The sequence below is a fragment of the Caballeronia sp. J97 genome (genome assembly GCF_905220305.1).
Lineage (GTDB): Bacteria > Pseudomonadota > Gammaproteobacteria > Burkholderiales > Burkholderiaceae > Caballeronia.
On the sequence record NZ_CAJMZL010000003.1, the window covers coordinates 242,856 to 260,101 of the forward strand.

The window sequence follows — 17,246 nt, forward strand, 5'->3', positions numbered from 1 at the left end:
TTAGTTGTGGACGCTGCCGCAGGCGAGCGGCATCCTGAGCGAGCCGGCGGCGACCGGCACCGGATCCGCCGGCGCGGGCAGCGACGCGAGGTAGGCCGCGATCGCGGTGATGTCGCGGTCGGAGAGCAGCTTCGCGACCTGCGCCATGCAATCGGGCGGCACGGTCGAGCGCGTGCCGTAGCGCCACGCGCCGAGTTGCGCGCTGAGATAGTCGGCATGCAGGCCGACGAGACCGGGGATCGCCGGCTCCATGCCGGTCATCGCCGCGCCGTGGCAGCTCACGCAGGCAGGCACCTTGCGCGACGTATCGCCCTTCGTCACGAGCGCCTTGCCGAGATCGAGCGTCTTCGCATCGACGGTCACGGGCGCCGCTGGCGGGAACGGCGGATGTTCACTCGCGAAGTACTCGGCGATCTCCTTAAGATACGCGTCGGGGAGATACGCGAGCAGGTAATTCATCGGCGGATACTTGCGCCGGCCATCGCGGAATGCGAGCAGCTGGTTGTAGAGATAACCGGCGGGCTTGCCGGACAGGCGCGGGAAGTAGTCGTTGTCGGTGCCCTCGCCGCGCGCGCCGTGACAGGCCGCACAGCCCATCACGCGGGCCTGCATCGTATCCGGGGCGCGCTCGAGCGGCGCGCCGCCCGAGGCTTGCTTCGGGGCGCTGTCCGCGGCGAGCGCTCCGATGCTGAAAAACGCGAAGAGCGCGGACAGAATGAAAGCGCCGAGCTTTGCCACGTTTTGCACGTAACCCCCGTTGTCGATTTGCCGTGTTCGATTTGCCGGGCGCGTGAGGCGTCGTCCGACGCGGTTCTTCAAGGCACTGCGATGTTCTTGATGCCGACGGGTTCGCTTGGTTTTACTGATCTTAGAAGAGAACGCCGGTTTTTCCCAACTCGGAGATTGTCTCAATACATGACATCGATGCGTGTGACACATCCGATCGTTTTTTGCGCCTGAACAACGAATCGCATTTTTTTGAGATACGCAACGGCGATATCCCGATCGGCTTTTTAATGTAGATAAACGCTTTGTGCGGCTGTGTCCATCATTTCGAGATATCGATGCAGGAGCGGCGCAGCGCCGTCCGCTTATTTGAGACCGAGCCGTCTCGCGAGGCGATTGAGATTCGCGCGATCCAGGCCGAGTTCGCGCGCGGCCGACGCCCAGTTCTGGTTGTGGCGCTTCAGCGCGTCGACGATGAGCGTGCGCTCGTAAGCCGTCACTGCGTCGCGAAACTCCTTGCCCGGTGCGGGCAGCGGCGAGGACGCGACGGGCGGCGCGCCGTCCGTGGCACTGGCGCTGGCGCTGTCGCCGGTGAGCGCGAGATCGGCCGCGTTGAGCGTGAGAATGCGCGGACGTTCCCGATGCGCCGCGAGCGCCTTCAACGCGCTGCGTCCGATCAGATGCTCCAGTTCGCGCACGTTGCCGGGCCAGCGATACGCGAGCAGCGCGGCTTGCGCATCGGCGGAAAGGCGCAGGCTCAGCAGGCCGAGACGCGAGCGGTTCTCTTCGAGAAAGTAGCCTGCGAGCAACAGCACGTCGCGCCCGCGCTCGCGCAGCGGAGGCACGACGAGCGGATACACCGACAGCCGATGATAAAAGTCCGCGCGAAAGCGCCCTTCGCGCACTTCCTCGGCCAGATCGCGGTTGGTCGCGGCGATGAGCCGCACGTCGACCTTGTGCTCGCTGTCGGAGCCGATACGCTGCAACTGACCGTTCTGCAGCACGCGCAGAAGTTTCGCCTGCACCGGCAGCGGCAGCTCGCCGACTTCGTCGAGAAAGAGCGTGCCGCCGTCGGCGAGTTCGAACTTGCCGCGCCGGTCCGACGACGCGCCCGAGAACGCGCCGCGCACGTGCCCGAAGAGCTCGCTTTCGACGAGCGTATCGGGCAGCGCCGCGCAATTCAGGCTGACGAGCGGCTTGTCGGCGCGCGGCGACAGCGCATGGATCTCGCTCGCGACGAGTTCCTTGCCGACGCCCGTCTCGCCGGTGACGAGCACGGTCAGATCGCTCGATGCGACGATCCCAATATCCTGTAGCAAGCGATTGTGCGGCCCGCTGCTGCCGATCATCTCGCGCCTGCGCGGCCCGCTCGCCTGCCGGTAAACCTCGGCGCGCTGACGTTCGGCCTCGCTCGTTCGCGCGAGCTTGTCGATGCGCTCGGCCACGCTCACGGTCGCCGCCGCGAGACTGAGGAATGCCTGCAGCGAAGCCATGTCGATGCCGTCGAAACGCGCGAGATCGAGCGCGTCGAGGGTCAGCAAGCCCCACGCATGTCCGTTGATCACGAGCGGGCAACCGAGACAATCGTGCACCTCCAGATGGCCGTTCACGCCCTTGACGAGTCCGTCGTAGGGATCGGGCAAATCGGAGCCGGCGGCGAAACGCGTGGGCGCCTCCCGCGCCAGAATGCGCGCGAACCGCGGATGCTCGCTCACGCGAAAGCGCCGCCCGAGTGTATCGCCCGACAGGCCGTCGATGGCGAGCGGCACCAGCGTATCGCCGTCGAGGCGCAACAGCGCGGTGGCGTCGCTCGGAAAAAGCGCGCGCGACGTGTGCAGCAAGCGGCGATAGCGTTCGGTGTCGGGCATCTCGCTCGACAGGTCCTCGATCAGCGGAACGAGCGCGTCGAGCAGCACACGCGAAGTCATTGCGACTACATCAGCAGTCTTTTTGACTAGAGTCGAATCGACCATGATTTACGATAAATAACTGATTTAGCGACGATTCTACTCTGGCACAGTTCGTGTATGACTATTGTCGAAGATTTTCGATGCGAGAGCGCCCCGCTTTCGCCGTCATCACACGAGGAAACGAAGAATGCTGTCAGCAGAACACCGTGCCATCGTCAAGGCAACCGTCCCCCTTCTCGAAAGCGGCGGCGAGGCGCTCACCCGGCACTTCTACAACAAGATGCTCACCGAGTACCCCGAAGTGCGCCCGATGTTCAACCAGGCGCACCAGGCCAGCGGCGCGCAACAGCGTGCGCTCGCCAACGGCGTGCTGATGTACGCGCGGCATATCGACGAACTGGAAAAGCTCGGCGGCCTCGTCGGGCAGATCATCAACAAGCACGTCGCCCTGAACATTCAGCCCGAGCATTATCCGATCGTCGGAAGCTGCCTGCTCGCGTCGATCCGTGAAGTGCTCGGCGAGGACATCGCCACCGACGCCGTCATCGAGGCATGGGCCGCCGCCTACGGGCAGCTCGCCGATCTTCTGATCGGACTGGAGGAAGGCATCTACAGCGACCGCGAAAAGGCGCCGGGCGGCTGGCGTGGCACGCGACGTTTCATCGTCGCGCGCAAGGAACAGGAAAGCGACGAGATCACTTCGTTCTATCTCGTGCCGGAAGACGGCGGCGCGCTGCTCGACTTTCATCCGGGTCAGTACATCGGCCTGCGCGTGTTCGTCGACGGCGAGGAACTGCGCCGCAATTACTCGCTCTCGGCCGCGCCGAACGGCCGCGAATATCGCATCAGCGTGAAGCGCGAGGCGAATGGCAAGGTATCGAATTTCCTGCACGAAAACATCCATGCACACGACGTGCTCGATCTCTATCCGCCCGCAGGCGATTTCAAGCTCGAGGCGAGCGACAAGCCGCTCGTGCTGATCAGCGGCGGTGTCGGCATCACGCCGACGCTCGCGATGCTGCAGGCCGCGCTCGAAACGAAGCGCCCGGTGCACTTCATCCACTCGGCGCGCCATGGTGGCGTGCATGCGTTCCGTGCGGCGATCGACGAACTGGCGGCGCGTCATCCGCAACTGAAGCGCTTCTACTGCTACGAGAAGCAGCGCGACGGCGATCATGAAGCGCACGGCATCGGCTTCGTCGACGAAAAGCTGCTCGACACATGGCTGCCGAAAAACCGCGATGTCGACGCTTACTTCCTCGGACCGAAGGCGTTCATGAAGGCGGTGAAGAAGCATCTGAAGACGCTCGGCGTGCCCGAAACGCAAAGCCGCTACGAGTTCTTCGGACCGGCTGCGGCGCTCGACTGATTTCGCGCGTGATCTGGCGCCTCTCGACCCGCGGCGCGTTTGCCCGCGGGTTTTTTTTGCGCGTCTTTTCAGACGGAAAGCGATTCGAAGCCGGCGTGAGTGGTCACCTTAATTTCCAGAAAAGCGGTCATTTGAAAAAGCCACCCGGACGCCTACTCTTCTTCTGTCGCGCCAATCCGGCGCACCTTTCGAACCCACGCAAAGAGGATACTTCCATGCAACCCCGTCTCGACTTCTACAAGGCCAGTCCCGCAGCAATCAAGGCGCTCGTCGGCGTCGAAGAGCGTATCGCCAAATCCGCGCTCGAAAAGTCGCTGACCGAACTGGTGCGCCTGCGCGCGTCGCAGATCAACGGCTGTGCGTTCTGCGTCGACATGCACACGACCGATGCGCGCAAGGGCGGCGAAACGGACCGGCGTCTCGCGACGGTGGTCGTGTGGCGCGAGACGCCGTTCTTCACCGATCGCGAACGCGCCGCGCTCGAATGGACCGAGGCGTTGACGCTGGTCTCGCAAAACCATGTGCCCGATGCCGTGTGGGAAGCCGTGAAGCCGCATTTCAGCGACGAGGAAATCGTGGACCTGACGCTGCTCATTTCCGCGATCAATAGCTGGAACCGCTTCGCGATCGCGTTTCGCAAGCTGCCGGCGTGAGGACATCGACATGAGCAAGCGCAAGATGTTCGTGCTGGCCGCCGCGCTGATGATCGGTGCGGCGAACGCCGGTGCGCATGACACGCAGGGCGCGGAAGTGGTCACGCCGGTGATGAAGCAGGCCGTGCCCGAGGCGGCCGGCAAGAACGTGCTGATGGCGACGGTCTCGTACAAGCCGGGACAGGCATCGGAAGCGCACATGCATCCGGGGTCGATCTTCGCTTACGTGCTCGAGGGCCACGTGACATCGCAACTCGAAGGCGCGAGCGCGAAGACGTATGGCCCCGGCGAATCGTGGTATGAGCCGCCGGGCGCGCATCACGTCGTGTCGAGGAATGCGAGCGCGACGCAACCAGCGAAGCTGCTCGTGTTCGCGATCGTCGGCGAAAACGATCCGGTCAAGCAGCCCATTCCGCATTGAGGACACCATGAAGATCGCAGAGCCCGACACCGTATTCATCGCGACGCCGCAGCGCCGTTCACCGAAGCAGCAGCAGCGTTTTGCGCTGTTCAATCTCGGCTTCCGGCCGTTTTATCTCTGCGGCGCGGCCTTCGGCGCGCTCGCGCTGACGGTGTGGCTGCTCGTGCTGTCGGGCGTGCCGGTCTCGGGCGGGTATCTGCTGCGAGCGGATCCGATCGGCTGGCACGCGCACGAGATGGTGTTCGGCTTCGCGGCGGCGATCGTCGTGGGCTTTCTGCTGACCGCGGTGCGCGCGTGGACCGGGCGCGACACGGCAAAGGGCGCGACGCTCGCGTCGCTCGCGCTCCTGTGGCTCGCGGGTCGCGTGCTCGTGTGGAGCGGTCCCGCGCTGCCGGCCGCGATCGTCGACAGCGCGTTCCTGCCCGTCGCGGCGCTCCTGTTGTTGCGCGTGCTCGTCGCGGCAGGCAACCGGCGCAACTACTTCGTCGGGGTCGTGCTGCTCGCGTTCGGCGCGCTGAACGTCGCGTTTCACGGCTTTACGATCGACGCGCGTCCCGATTTTTCGATGCGCGCCGTCTACGCGTCGGCGGGCATCGTCGTGTTGCTCGTCAGCGTGATCGGCGGGCGCGTGATTCCCATGTTCACCGCCAACGCAATCCCCGGCTTCGTCGCGCGGCGCTGGCGCTTTGTCGAACTGACCATCGCGCCGCTCACGCTCGCGGCGTTCTGCGCGGACGCCTTCGCGCTCGATCGCGCCATCGTCGCGCCGCTCGCCTTGCTGGCCTGCGGCGTGCACCTCGCGCGGATGGTCGGCTGGCGTTCCCACGCGGTGCGCGGACAGCCGATTCTCGCGATCCTGCATCTCGCCTATGCATGGCTGCCGCTCGGCTTCGCGCTGCTCGCGCTTTCGGCGATCGGCTGGACGCGCGTGCCGCACAGCCTCGCGATCCATGCGTTCGCGGTTGGTGCGATCGGCGGCGCGATCATCGCAATGATCACGCGCACGGCGCGCGGGCACACGGGCCGGCCGCTCATCGCGGACAAGCGCGATGTGGCGTGCTACGCGCTCGTGATGGCCGCGGGCGCGCTGCGCGTGCTCGGACCGCTCGTCGCGCCTTCATGGCATTCGACGTGGATCTTCGCCGCGGGCGCATGCTGGGTGCTTGCGTTCGCGCTGTATGTAGTGGCTTATGCCGCGCCGCTCTTCAGGCCGCGCGAGGACGGCAAGCCGGGCTGAGACTGCCACGATTTTTGACATCGGGATGCGCGGGTTCCGCGAAAATCGCGTCTGGATTTTTCCGTTTCCGATGTCACCATGAAGCACCTTCGTTTTCTTTGCGCCGCGGCGGCACTCGTCGTCGCTTCCCTTGCGCTCGGCGGCTGCGGCCTCTTCGGCTGCGGCGGCTTTGCCACCAACGGCGGCGGTTTCGGCGGCTGCAGCGTCGGCACGCGCTTCTGATTGGCCGCCCCTCCCGACGGGGGGCTCGCTTTGTCTATCTCCTGAATAATCGCGCGTTCCCCGCGCGAGCCGGGTTTGCCCGCGCGCCATGAATGACGACACTACGTTCATTGGGCAACCATCGGCATCGCAAGCCGACATCGACCGGAGGCAGGCATGAACGCTCACATCAGTCTGGTGCTGTTCGCTCTCGTTTCGCCGGCATGCGCGCTGGCATTCCAGGCGTGGGTCGCCAGCATCGACGCGCGTGCGCCGCGCCTCGCGTATTGCGCCGCACGCCGATGCGCGGCCAATCCGCGACGTCATCTGCTTTCGTTCCGCGCGTCGCCGTAGCCCGCTGGCGCCGCGGCAGGATCGCTCGAATCACGAGAATGAATCACGGGATAAGAGAGCGAGGAGACCACCTGCCGGCGGCAAGACCAGACGCGCATCCGCAACAGCGGCCGTAGCACTGAAACATCAGTCGCACGTGGCGGAAAACGCGAGCTCGATAACTAGAAACGGGCGACACGCCGGGTCGCCCGCCCTGCCCGCATCACGTCCCCGACGTCAGTCCTTCACGGGCGAGTACGACATGTCCAGCGATGACGTGCGCGCGTGCTTCTGCGAATGCGCATTGCGCATCGGCTTCAGCACGAACAGCGCGAGCAGCGCTGAAACCGCCGCCATCCCCGCCGCGAGCATGAACACCGCGTGCCAGCTTCCGGTCATCGTCGTGATGACGCTCGAGAACGGCACGAGCAACGCAGCCGTGCCCTTCGCCGTGTAGAGCAGACCCGCGTTGGTCGCCGCGAACTTCGGACCGAAGGTATCGCCGCACGTCGCCGGGAAGAGGCTGTAGATCTCGCCCCACGCGAAGAACACGATGCCGGTCAGCACGACGAAGGCCACCGGGCTATGTCCGTACTTCGACAGCAAGACGATGCCCACCGCTTCGATGGCGAACGCGACGAACATCGTGTTCTCCCGCCCGATGCGATCCGATACCCAGCCGAAGAACGGCCGCGTCAGGCCGTTGAGCACGCGGTCGATCGTGAGCGCGAAGGTCAGCGCGGGCAAGGTCAGGCCGAGTATCGACACGGGCGAATCGTGCAGGCCGAAGTCCTTCGCGATCGGCCCGAGTTGCGCGGTCGCCATCAGGCCGCCGGCGGCCATCATCACGAACATCAGATACATGACCCAGAAGATCGGCGACTGCAGCACCTGCTTCGGACTCGCGTTGTAGACCGCAGCCTTGACCGTGCTCTTCACCGATGCGAGCAGTTGCGCGGGCGGCGCGTAGAGCGCCATGCCGAGCAGGAACACGATGAGGCCCTGACCGAGACCGAACCACAGGAACGTCGCTTCATAGCCGCTCGACTTGATCATGTGCGCGATCGGCACGACGGTCGCGGCGGAGCCCATGCCGAAGCCCGCCGCCGTGATGCCCGCCGCGAGCCCGCGCCGCGCCGGAAACCACTTGAGCGCATTGCCGACGCAGGTGCCGTACACCGCGCCCGCGCCCACGCCGCCAACCGCAGCAGCGAAATACAGCAGCGGCAGCGACGACGCCACCGAGTTGATCGCCCACGCGATCGCGCATAGCAGACCGCCCCCGACCACGACCGGACGCGGCCCGTACTTGTCGACGAGATAGCCTTCGATGGGCACGAGCCATGTTTCGGTCACGACGAAGATCGTGAACGCCACCTGAATCGCCGCGCGCCCCCAGTGATATTTCTCGTCGATCGGGTTGACGAAGAGCGTCCAGCCATACTGCATGTTGGCGATCATCGCCATGCAAATCACGCCGAAAACCAACTGCATCCACGGCGACGCCAAGCGCGACGCCGTGTCTTCGCGCTCCATCCGGTTCATTCCCATACCTGTCTCCTTGGCAGATTTGCCTTGTCTATTCGGGCGCCGAACGGCACCTCCCGCGACGCGCGCTCATGTCACGCCGCATATACACAGTATGTGATATATCAAGTAAGTCAAGCGAAAGAAATGACGGGGTTTTCACTTAGGAAAACCCGTAGCGTAAGCGCATGAAAGCTGCCGGCCGAAGGTTTTGAACAGACAAAAAAAAGCCCGGCAGGGACGGGCCTGCCGGGCGATGAGCGTGGGCGAGACATGGCAATCCGCAGCACGCACTCTCTTTATAAATGAAAGTTAAACGTAATGTAAATGGGTATTTTTGTAGGGTTTACGCTGCGGCACCTTGGGCAATTTTAGAAGACGTTCACAGGGACATTGACCATCAGGCGGTACACGTTGCTCGTGCCGTCCGGATAGTAGGCGCTGTTGCTGTGATGATGCATGTAGTAGAACTTGACCGACGTGTTCTTGAACTTGCCGTCCGGAACCGTGTAGCTCGGAATCACGCCGAATTCGTAGTGCGTACCGCCGATCGGCTGGCCGTTCACCACGTAGGCGGCCGCCTGTGCGCTTCCGCCGTTCGCCATTGCGCTGCCATCGGCGCCCCAGCCGTAAGCAGTCCACATCGTGAACTTCGCCCCGGGCACGCCATAGTCCTTCAGGTTGAGCGAATACGACAAGCTCACCGATTTTTCGTGCGGCTGGTTGTAGTCCACGTCGAGCGAGTTCGAGAGATAGTCGCCAGCCGACTGACCCATGTAGTCGAACGTCTGGTCGCTCACGATCTGCTGGAACGCGAACTGCACCGTATGCGCGCCGTGCGTGCCGGCGAGCGCCAGCGAATACGCGTTGTTGTTGATCGAGCCTTGCAGCTTGTCGCCGATCGCGCCGGTGTAGTAGTAGTTCAACGAGCCCGTCCAGCGGATGCTCTTCGGATCGCCGATGCTCTGCGTCGCCGTCAGGTAGTACTGCTGCCACACGTTGTTCGCGACGCTGCCGTAGAGCGACACAGTGGTATCGTCGCCGTGTGTCCAGTCGCCGCCGAAGTACGTGAAGCGCGAGACGTGCGTGCCGCCGTATTCGGTCGTGAGGCCGGTGACGGTCGTCATGCCGCGCGCGATCACGCCATCCACAGTGCCCGCTTTCAGCGTCAGATTCTTGATCTCGTCGCTGGCGAGCGAGAAGCCGCGATAGGTCGGCGGCAGAGCGCGGTTATCGTGCGGCACGAGGAACGGGTTGTCGAAGAGCTGCTGACCGTACTTGAGCACCGTGTTCGACACGCGCGCCTTGACGTCCCACACACCCGGATACGCCCACGCGAGCTGATTCGCACCGCTCGGATCGCCGCTCGACGAGACGTGCACGCGATTGCCCGCGCCCTGCCCGCCATTCAGCTTGAACGCGCCGAACAACGACACATCGCCGCCCAGTCCGATCAACCCCTTCGTATAGCCCGATTCGAACACGGCCTGCGCGCCGAGCACCCATGCGTCCTTTTTGCCCGCGCCCTTGAATTCGTCATGCTCGGTGAAGGAACGCATCAGCAGGTTCAGATGCGAGTCTTCGATAAAGCCCTTCGATTTCGCCTGGCTGCTCACGGGCGCATCCGCCTCGGTATTGGGCGGCGAATCCGGCGGCGTTTCGGTGTGACGCGAAGGCGGTTGAGTGTCGGTGTCATCGGCATGAGCCGCAACCGCGGCGGCCATGAAGCCGCTGAACAACAAAATCGATAGCGCGAGTGAACGTTTTTGTTTTTTCACGAAAAAAAATCTCCACTTATATTGATTCAACTTCTGACGGCTTGATCGAAAATCAGGATTGCGAATGGCCCCGCCCCGGCGACGCGAAAGAGCGTCGAGGCGTACAGGCGGTTTGGCAACAGGGGAAGAACGGGCGGCATGCGGCCGCCTCGAGTTATCGGGCTGTATTGGTGGCGGGGGCGTCTTCCTCGAATGTCATTGGTTTTCTAATCAGCGTGAATGGTCATTCACGCAAACAGGCACGCGACCGACGAACCGGACCCGAGCGTGCGCAACGAGGGCACTTCGCGCGAGCAGCGCGCTTGCGCCATCGGGCAACGCGTATGGAAAACGCAGCCCGAAGGCGGATCGATCGGGCTCGGAATGTCGCCCGACAGAATCTGCACGGTCTTGACGCGCTCGACAGCGGGATCGGGCACCGGCACCGCCGACAGCAGCGCGCGCGTGTACGGATGGCGCGGCGTGTCGTAGAGCGCGTGCTTCTCCGCGAGCTCCATCACGCGGCCGAGGTACATCACCATCACGCGATCGGAGATGTGTCGCACGACGGCCAGATCATGCGCGATGAAGATGAGCGCGAGCTTCATCTCCTTCTGGAGCGATTTCAGCAGATTGACGATCTGCGCCTGGATCGACACATCGAGCGCCGACACGGGCTCGTCGCAGATGACGAGCTTCGGCTCGACGATCAGCGCCCGCGCGATGCCGACACGCTGGCATTGCCCGCCCGAAAACTCGTGCGGATAGCGATTGATCATCTGCTCGCGCAGGCCGACCTTGGCCATCATCGCGCGCACGCGTTCGTCGATTTCGCGTTTGCCCATGCCGGGCCGATGCTCGACGAGCGGCTCCGCGATGATCTGCCCGATCGTCATGCGCGGATCGAGCGATGCAAGCGGGTCCTGAAAGATCATCTGTACGTCGCCGCGCACGCGATGCCATGCGCGCGTCGATGCGCCCGACAACGGCGATCCCATCCACACGATATCGCCGCTTGTCGCGGGAATGAGGTTCAGGATCGCGCGCGACAAGGTGGACTTGCCGCACCCCGATTCGCCGACGACACCGAGCGTCTCGCCCGCCTTCAAATCGAAGCTCACGCCATCGACCGCCTTCAGCGTGCGGCGCGCCGCCCACGGCAGACGGTTCTTCGATTTCACCTGGAAATGCACGCGCATGTCGCGCACGGAAAGAATCGTCGCGTCAGACATGGCTTGCTTCCTGATAGCGGGTTTTCAGCGCCTCGACGGGGCGATGGCATGCGCGCAGCCAGTGCGTGCCATCGACGGATTGCAGCGCGGGTGCGGTGCGCGCGCAGTCGTCGCCGGCATCGGCGCAACGCTCGTGGAACGGACAGCCCGTTGGCGGATGCGCCATGTTCGGCGGATTGCCGGGAATGCCGGTCAGCTCGCCGCCGTCGTGATCGAGACGCGGCAATGCGCGCAACAGACCGATGGTGTAAGGATGCGAAGGCTTTGCGAACAGCGTGTCGGCGTCGCACTGCTCCATCACGCGGCCGCCGTACATTACCATCACTTTTTCGCACAGGCCGGCGACGACGCCGAGATCGTGCGTGATCAAGACGATCGACGTGCCGAAGTCGTGCTGAAGATTGCGCAGCAGTTGCAGGATCTGCGCCTGCACGGTGACGTCGAGCGCGGTGGTCGGCTCGTCGGCGAAGAGCACTTCGGGCTCGCAGAGCAAGGCCATCGCGATCATCACGCGCTGACGCATGCCGCCCGACAGTTCGTGCGGATACTGCCCGATGCGGTGCGCCGCCTCCGGAATGCGCACGGCTTCGAGCATCGAGATCGCGCGCTTCTTCGCCTCGCGGCGCGTGACGTTCTTGTGCAGTTCCAGCACTTCGGTCATTTGCCGCTCGATCGTGAGATACGGATTGAGCGAGCTCATCGGGTCCTGAAAGATCATCGACAGACGATTGCCGCGAATGCGGTTCATCGCGCGGTTCGGCATGCCGATGAGATTCTCTCCGCGATACAGCGCGCGCCCGCTCGCGCGCCCGTTCGATGCGAGCAGGCCGAGCATCGCGAGCACGCTCTGGCTCTTGCCCGAGCCGGATTCGCCGACGATGCCGAGCGTCTCGCCTTCTTCCAGCGTGAAGTTCACGCCGTTGACGGCGCGCACGCTGGCATCGTGCGTCCTGAATTCGACTTGCAGGTCATTGACTTCGAGTAGCGGCATGGCTCACCTGTCCTTCGGATCGAGCGCGTCGCGCAGCCCGTCGCCGACAAAGTTGATGCAATAGAGCGTGATCGACAACAACGCCGCCGGGAACAGCAGAATCCAGGGCGACGATTCCATCACGCCGACGCCGTCCTGAATCAGCACGCCCCAGCTCGTCATCGGTTCCTGCACGCCGAGCCCGAGAAACGACAGCACCGATTCCGTGAGGATCACGGCGGGCACGGTGACGGTCGTGTAGATCGCCACGATGCCCAGCAGATTCGGCACCACGTGCCGCGCGATGATGCGCAGCGTCGGCACGCCGATCGCGCGCGCGGCCTCGACATATTCCTTCGAGCGGATCGAGAGCGTCTGGCCGCGCACGACGCGCGCCATGTCCATCCACGAAAAAATCGTGATGGTGACGACGACGAGATAGAACTCGCGGCCGAGAAGCGTCACCATCAGAATCGCGATGAGCAGATACGGAATCGCGTACATCATGTCGACGATGCGCATCATCGCGTTATCGACACGCCCGCCGACGAAGCCCGCGATTGCGCCCCACAGGATGCCGAGCGTGACGGACGTCAAGGTGGCGAGCGCGCCGATCATCAGCGACACGCGGCCGCCGATCAGGCAGCGCACCAGCAGATCGCGGCCGGTGTCGTCCGTGCCGAAGAGATGCCAGTTCGCGAGCGTGGGCGCCACGCTCGTCGCGTTCCAGTCGGTCGAATCGAACGCGTTCGGCAGGAGCCACGGCCCGACGATGCACGCGAGCGTGATCAGCGCGAGCAGCGCGAGACTCACGACCGCCGCCTTGTTGCGCAGGAAACGCGCGCGCGCGTCCTGCCACGGGCTGCGGCCCGCGACCGCCCTTTCGAGCATGGGTGCAAGAGAAGCAGATTTCATTGCGCGCCCTCTCAGTAGCGGATCTTCGGATCGAGCCACGCATACGCGAGATCGACCAGCAGGTTGAGCAGCACGGCCACGACCGTGACGAGCACGACGAGTCCGAGCACGAGTGTGTAATCGCGATTGGCCGCGCCGTTCACGATCAGCTTGCCGATGCCCGGCAGCGAGAACACCGATTCCGTCACGACCGCCGCAGTGATCGACGAGATCGCGAGCGGACCGATCACCGACACGACCGGAATCAGCGTCGGCTTCAGCGCGTGGCGCAGCACGATGGTGCGCATCGGCAAGCCTTTCGCGCGGGCGGTGCGGATGTAGTTCGTGTTCAGCACTTCGATCAGGCTCGCGCGCGTCACGCGGCCGACCGTCGCGACGTTGATCATCACGAGCAGCGCGACGGGCAGCGCCATGTAGCGCAACTGGAAGTCGTTCCAGCCGCCCGCGGGCAGCCACTTGAGCAGGATCGCGAAGACGAGGATCAGCACCGGCCCGAGCACGAACGACGGAAACGCATTGCCCGCGTTGCTGGCGAGCATCAGCACATAGTCCGCCATGCTGTTACGGCGCAGCGCCGCCGCGATGCCGAGCCCGACGCCGATCACGATGGCGAGCAGCATCGACACGCCGCCGATCGTGAGCGACACCGGCAGCGCGCGCAGCACGAGATCGTTCACGCTCCAGTCGGCATAGCGGAACGACGCGCCGAGATCGCCGTGCAGAAGGCCGTCCAGATACAGCAGATACTGCTTCCACAGCGGCTCGCCGAGGTGATACTTCGCCTGCAGGTTCGCAAGCACTTCCGCCGGTATCTTGCGCTCGCCGTCGAACGGACCGCCCGGTGTCGCGTGCAACAGCAGATAGCAGACCGTCACGACGATCAGGAGCGTCGGCAGCGTGAGCAACACGCGCCGCAACGTATAAGACCACATGAGCGTTCCCCTTCGCTTATGTCAGTGAGGGCAAGCGATGTCAGTGCTTGACGATGTAGAGATCCTTGCTGCCGTAGTGATCCATCGGATTCTTCAGCGAGTATCCGCCGACATAGCTCTTCACGAGGCGCGGCAGGCCGTATTGCAGCAGCGGCAGCATCGGATAGTCGTCCATCACGATTTTCGCGGCCTGCGTCTGCAACTGCGCGCGCTTCGCCAGATCGGTGGTTTCGCCGGCTTCCTTGACGAGCGCGTCGGCCTTCGGATTGCAGCTGAAATTGTCGTTCTGCTCCGAGTTGCATTGCACCAGGGTCAGGAAGGTCGTCGCGTCGTTGTAGTCCGCGACCCAGCCGTTGCGCGCGATCTGATAGTCGCCGCCGTGCCGCTTTTTCAGCAGCACCTTGAACTCCATCGACTCGATGTCCATCGTAAGGCCGAGTTTCGATTTCCACTCCGATGCGACGAAGATCGCCATCTTCTTGTTGTAGTCGCTCGTGTTCATCGCGAATCGCAGCTTCGTGCCGGGCTTCACGCCCGCCTGATCGAGCAGCTTCTTCGCTTCTTCGACGCGCTTGGCCATCGGCCACGTCGCCCATTCGTAGTTGGACACGTCCGCGCCGCCCACGCCCTTCGGCAGCAGGCCGTAGAGCGGCGTCTGACCATCGGCGGTCACGCGCTGCGCCAGCAGATCGCGGTCGATCACCATCGACAGCGCCTTGCGCACGCGCACGTCTTTCAGCAGCGGATCGCGATTGTTGAAGCTGTAGTAGCGCGTGCCGAGAATCAGCGAGTTGCGGATATCCTTGGGGAACTGCTGGCTGTATTTCGCATAGGTGCCCGTCGGCAGCTGATACGTCATGTCGTTCTCACCGGACTGGAACAGCTTGACGTCGGTGTTCTCATCCTCGACCGGCAGATAGGTGACCTGCGTCAGTTGAACGTGGGACTTGTCCCAATAGTTCGCATTCTTCGTCAGCACGAGCTTGCTGTTGACCTGCCAGTCCTTCAACTGGAACGCGCCGTTGCTGACGATGTTGCCCGGCTTCGTCCAGTCCTTGCCGTACTTCTCGATCGTCGCGCGATGCACCGGCCCGAGATTCGAATTCGACATCAGTTCCGGCAGGAACGGCACGGGTCCGTCGGTCTTCACTTCGATGGTGCTCGCATCGATCGCGCGCACGCCGAGCGCGCTCGCCGGCTTCTTGCCCGCGATGACGTCCGCGCCGTTCAGCAGGAACGGGCCGAACACGCTCGCATACGACGACGCGGTCTTCGGATCGACGAAGCGTTGGCAGCCATAGACGAAATCGTTTGCGGTGACGGGATCGCCGTTGGACCAACGGGCGTTCTTGCGCAGATGAAAGATCCAGGTCGTCGAATCTTTCTGCTCCCACTTTTCCGCGACGCCCGGCACGACCTTTCCTTCCGAGTCCGTCGCGGTCAGGCCCTCGAACAGATCGCGCGAGATGTTGGCTGCCACCACGGATTCGACCAGCGCCGGATCGAGCGTCTCGACCTCGGAGCCGTTGTTGCGCACGAGTTCCTGCTTCGCGGCCAGCGTGACGCCGGGCGGCACGATGGCAGCCGACGCGTTCAGTGCGGAAAACGCGAGCAGCGCCGCCGCGGCGGCGAGCTTCGTGCGTCGGATCGATACTTGGGGAACGGCAAGAAACGTCATGGGGAAATCCTCTTTCTCTGTCTCGGTTATCGGTTATTGCTTTCGTCGGCCTTGCAAACCTTCGTAGTCCTTCGCGGCTCGACGTGTTTATCGCAATCGGGATAAACACGCGGGCACTGAACTTAGCAAATCTAACGAAAAGCTTTCTGTTCGCTGTCGATGCGCTGCGCCGTGCGTACGCTGGCAGTTCGCGCCCGACGCGCGTTGCTTACGCGGACGCTTTCATCCGCGCTTCAGGCTGGCGGCGAGTATTTCGCATCAATAAGACGGATGCCACTCACATGTGCTTATAGACACTAAATTTTTCGAATAGTCGTTCGGTTCGTTGGATACGCGCACTCGCGCGCAAGGGGAGACGAACGGGATCAAGGCATCAAGTGCTTGTTTCCTATAAGATTGCGTCGCCGTATAACTGCCGCTTCAGAGCCGTCCGAAAGATGATCCGTTTTCGCCAGATCGAGGCTTTCCGTAGCCTCATCATGACCGGCACCAGTGTCGGCGCAGCAAAAAAGCTCCATGTGACGCAACCCGCGATCAGCCGTCTGATCGCCGATCTCGAAGCCGACCTCGGCTTCAGCCTGTTCTCCCGCATCGGCGGACGCCTCAATCCGACCACGGCCGGCTTGCGCTTCTACAAGTCCGTCGAGGAGAACTTCCTCGGGCTGGAGCGTCTGAAGCAGGTCGCCGAGATGATTCGCGAAGAGGCCTCCGATGGCCTCACGGTCGCGTGCATGCCCGTGCTCGCGACGACGCTTCTGCCGCCCGTGCTCGCCGATTTCACCGAGCGTCATCCCGGCGTGCCGATCAAGGTCGATTCCGTGAAGGTGCCGGAAGTGCTGGTGAACCTGCAGAATCACAAGGCCGATGTCGCGTTGAGCCTCGCGTTCCCGGCGGTCGCGGGCATCGAGGTGGAAACACTGCTCAAGGCTCGCGCGTCCTGCGCGATGCCGGCCACGCACAAGCTCGCGAAAAAGAAGATCGTGCGCCCGTCCGACTTGCGCGGCGAAAAGCTGATCGGCTGGCTGCCGAACTCGCGGCAGCCTTACGAGGCGGAGCAATCGCTCATTTCATCGACCGAGGATCGCCCGCGCTACACCGTCTTCACCGACACGGCGCACACGCGTTACGCGATGGTCGCGGGCGGGCTCGGCATCTCGATCGTCGAGCCGTTCGCGGCGAAAGTCTGGCGCGCTCATGGCGTGGTCGTGCGGCCGTTCGAGACCGATATCGAATACGAATACGTGCTGTCGTATCCGAGCAGCGGGATCCGCTCGGATCTCGTCGCATCGTTCCGGAATTCGGTGAAGCGCGTCGTCGAGCACTATTCTTTCGACGCCCCTTAGGAAGTCCCAGAAGAAGTCCCGCCCCGCGCGGGTCGCCCGACC

General features: G+C 63.6%; 16 protein-coding genes. 7 read left to right on the top strand and 9 right to left on the bottom strand.

All coding sequences use genetic code 11. The features are described from left to right. Both U4Y90_RS07720 and norR read right to left on the bottom strand, forming a co-directional pair. Positions 1 to 612 (bottom strand): c-type cytochrome, encoded by a 612-nt coding sequence (locus tag U4Y90_RS07720; protein WP_321794078.1) that lies wholly within the window; start codon positions 610 to 612, stop codon positions 1 to 3. A gap of 479 nt (positions 613 to 1,091) precedes the next feature. Continuing rightward, complete coding sequence (gene norR, locus U4Y90_RS07725; protein WP_321793893.1) at positions 1,092 to 2,699, bottom strand: nitric oxide reductase transcriptional regulator NorR; 1,608 nt, start codon at positions 2,697 to 2,699, stop codon at positions 1,092 to 1,094. Between the two features lie 124 nt (positions 2,700 to 2,823). Here norR and hmpA point away from each other — a divergent pair, with 124 nt between their 5' ends. The 6 genes from hmpA to U4Y90_RS07755 all read left to right on the top strand — a co-directional run bounded on the left by hmpA (position 2,824) and on the right by U4Y90_RS07755 (position 6,871). Beyond that, the gene (gene hmpA / locus U4Y90_RS07730) at positions 2,824 to 4,005 is read left to right on the top strand and encodes an NO-inducible flavohemoprotein (RefSeq protein WP_321793895.1); all 1,182 of its coding nucleotides are present in this window, start codon (positions 2,824 to 2,826) and stop codon (positions 4,003 to 4,005) included. Between the two features lie 215 nt (positions 4,006 to 4,220). Beyond that, positions 4,221 to 4,658: a carboxymuconolactone decarboxylase family protein gene (locus U4Y90_RS07735; protein WP_321793897.1), complete on the top strand. Its 438-nt coding sequence runs from the start codon at positions 4,221 to 4,223 to the stop codon at positions 4,656 to 4,658. 10 nt (positions 4,659 to 4,668) lie between these two features. After that, positions 4,669 to 5,079: a cupin domain-containing protein gene (locus U4Y90_RS07740; protein WP_321793899.1), complete on the top strand. Its 411-nt coding sequence runs from the start codon at positions 4,669 to 4,671 to the stop codon at positions 5,077 to 5,079. A gap of 7 nt (positions 5,080 to 5,086) precedes the next feature. Then, a complete protein-coding gene (locus U4Y90_RS07745; protein ID WP_321793901.1) occupies positions 5,087 to 6,316 on the top strand; it encodes an NnrS family protein in 1,230 nt (409 codons plus the stop codon). 78 nt (positions 6,317 to 6,394) lie between these two features. Next, the gene (locus tag U4Y90_RS07750) at positions 6,395 to 6,538 is read left to right on the top strand and encodes a hypothetical protein (protein WP_321793903.1); all 144 of its coding nucleotides are present in this window, start codon (positions 6,395 to 6,397) and stop codon (positions 6,536 to 6,538) included. A 156-nt stretch (positions 6,539 to 6,694) separates the two neighbouring features. Next, a complete protein-coding gene (locus tag U4Y90_RS07755) occupies positions 6,695 to 6,871 on the top strand; it encodes a hypothetical protein (RefSeq protein ID WP_321793905.1) in 177 nt (58 codons plus the stop codon). 216 nt (positions 6,872 to 7,087) lie between these two features. Here U4Y90_RS07755 and oxlT read toward each other — a convergent pair whose 3' ends face one another. The 7 genes from oxlT to U4Y90_RS07790 form a co-directional block, all read right to left on the bottom strand. Next, entirely contained in the window at positions 7,088 to 8,401 is a 1,314-nt protein-coding gene (oxlT, locus tag U4Y90_RS07760) for an oxalate/formate MFS antiporter (RefSeq protein ID WP_415749308.1), read from the bottom strand. Between the two features lie 347 nt (positions 8,402 to 8,748). Then, a complete protein-coding gene (locus U4Y90_RS07765) occupies positions 8,749 to 10,155 on the bottom strand; it encodes an OprD family outer membrane porin (protein WP_321793907.1) in 1,407 nt (468 codons plus the stop codon). 227 nt (positions 10,156 to 10,382) lie between these two features. Then, on the bottom strand, positions 10,383 to 11,366 hold the full coding sequence (gene oppF / locus U4Y90_RS07770) for a murein tripeptide/oligopeptide ABC transporter ATP binding protein OppF (protein ID WP_321793909.1): 984 nt from the start codon (positions 11,364 to 11,366) through the stop codon (positions 10,383 to 10,385). Next, positions 11,359 to 12,357 carry an oligopeptide/dipeptide ABC transporter ATP-binding protein gene (locus tag U4Y90_RS07775; RefSeq protein WP_321793911.1) on the bottom strand — a complete coding sequence of 333 codons (999 nt, stop codon included), beginning with the start codon at positions 12,355 to 12,357 and terminating at the stop codon, positions 11,359 to 11,361. The genes oppF and U4Y90_RS07775 overlap by 8 nt, the downstream gene beginning before the upstream one ends. Before the next feature lie 3 nt (positions 12,358 to 12,360). After that, complete coding sequence (locus U4Y90_RS07780) at positions 12,361 to 13,251, bottom strand: ABC transporter permease subunit (protein WP_415749309.1); 891 nt, start codon at positions 13,249 to 13,251, stop codon at positions 12,361 to 12,363. Between the two features lie 11 nt (positions 13,252 to 13,262). Further along, positions 13,263 to 14,183 carry an oligopeptide ABC transporter permease OppB gene (gene oppB / locus U4Y90_RS07785; protein ID WP_321793913.1) on the bottom strand — a complete coding sequence of 307 codons (921 nt, stop codon included), beginning with the start codon at positions 14,181 to 14,183 and terminating at the stop codon, positions 13,263 to 13,265. 40 nt (positions 14,184 to 14,223) lie between these two features. Continuing rightward, positions 14,224 to 15,861, bottom strand: coding sequence for a peptide ABC transporter substrate-binding protein (locus tag U4Y90_RS07790; RefSeq protein WP_321793915.1), 1,638 nt, complete (start codon positions 15,859 to 15,861; stop codon positions 14,224 to 14,226). A gap of 437 nt (positions 15,862 to 16,298) precedes the next feature. On the opposite strand from U4Y90_RS07790, the gene U4Y90_RS07795 reads away from it, so the two are divergent. Further along, positions 16,299 to 17,204, top strand: coding sequence for a LysR substrate-binding domain-containing protein (locus U4Y90_RS07795; RefSeq protein ID WP_321793917.1), 906 nt, complete (start codon positions 16,299 to 16,301; stop codon positions 17,202 to 17,204). Positions 17,205 to 17,246: the final 42 nt, after the last annotated feature.

Bases quoted from the DNA above. Each gene is read 5' to 3' on its own strand.
- U4Y90_RS07720 (WP_321794078.1), bottom strand. From the start codon at position 612: ATGCAGGCCCGCGTGATGGGCTGTGCGGCCTGTCACGGCGCGCGCGGC.
- norR (WP_321793893.1), bottom strand. From the start codon at position 2,699: ATGGTCGATTCGACTCTAGTCAAAAAGACTGCTGATGTAGTCGCAATG.
- hmpA (WP_321793895.1), top strand. From the start codon at position 2,824: ATGCTGTCAGCAGAACACCGTGCCATCGTCAAGGCAACCGTCCCCCTT.
- U4Y90_RS07735 (WP_321793897.1), top strand. From the start codon at position 4,221: ATGCAACCCCGTCTCGACTTCTACAAGGCCAGTCCCGCAGCAATCAAG.
- U4Y90_RS07740 (WP_321793899.1), top strand. From the start codon at position 4,669: ATGAGCAAGCGCAAGATGTTCGTGCTGGCCGCCGCGCTGATGATCGGT.
- U4Y90_RS07745 (WP_321793901.1), top strand. From the start codon at position 5,087: ATGAAGATCGCAGAGCCCGACACCGTATTCATCGCGACGCCGCAGCGC.
- U4Y90_RS07750 (WP_321793903.1), top strand. From the start codon at position 6,395: ATGAAGCACCTTCGTTTTCTTTGCGCCGCGGCGGCACTCGTCGTCGCT.
- U4Y90_RS07755 (WP_321793905.1), top strand. From the start codon at position 6,695: ATGAACGCTCACATCAGTCTGGTGCTGTTCGCTCTCGTTTCGCCGGCA.
- oxlT (WP_415749308.1), bottom strand. From the start codon at position 8,401: ATGGGAATGAACCGGATGGAGCGCGAAGACACGGCGTCGCGCTTGGCG.
- oppF (WP_321793909.1), bottom strand. From the start codon at position 11,366: ATGTCTGACGCGACGATTCTTTCCGTGCGCGACATGCGCGTGCATTTC.
- U4Y90_RS07775 (WP_321793911.1), bottom strand. From the start codon at position 12,357: ATGCCGCTACTCGAAGTCAATGACCTGCAAGTCGAATTCAGGACGCAC.
- U4Y90_RS07780 (WP_415749309.1), bottom strand. From the start codon at position 13,251: ATGAAATCTGCTTCTCTTGCACCCATGCTCGAAAGGGCGGTCGCGGGC.
- oppB (WP_321793913.1), bottom strand. From the start codon at position 14,183: ATGTGGTCTTATACGTTGCGGCGCGTGTTGCTCACGCTGCCGACGCTC.
- U4Y90_RS07790 (WP_321793915.1), bottom strand. From the start codon at position 15,861: ATGACGTTTCTTGCCGTTCCCCAAGTATCGATCCGACGCACGAAGCTC.
- U4Y90_RS07795 (WP_321793917.1), top strand. From the start codon at position 16,299: ATGATCCGTTTTCGCCAGATCGAGGCTTTCCGTAGCCTCATCATGACC.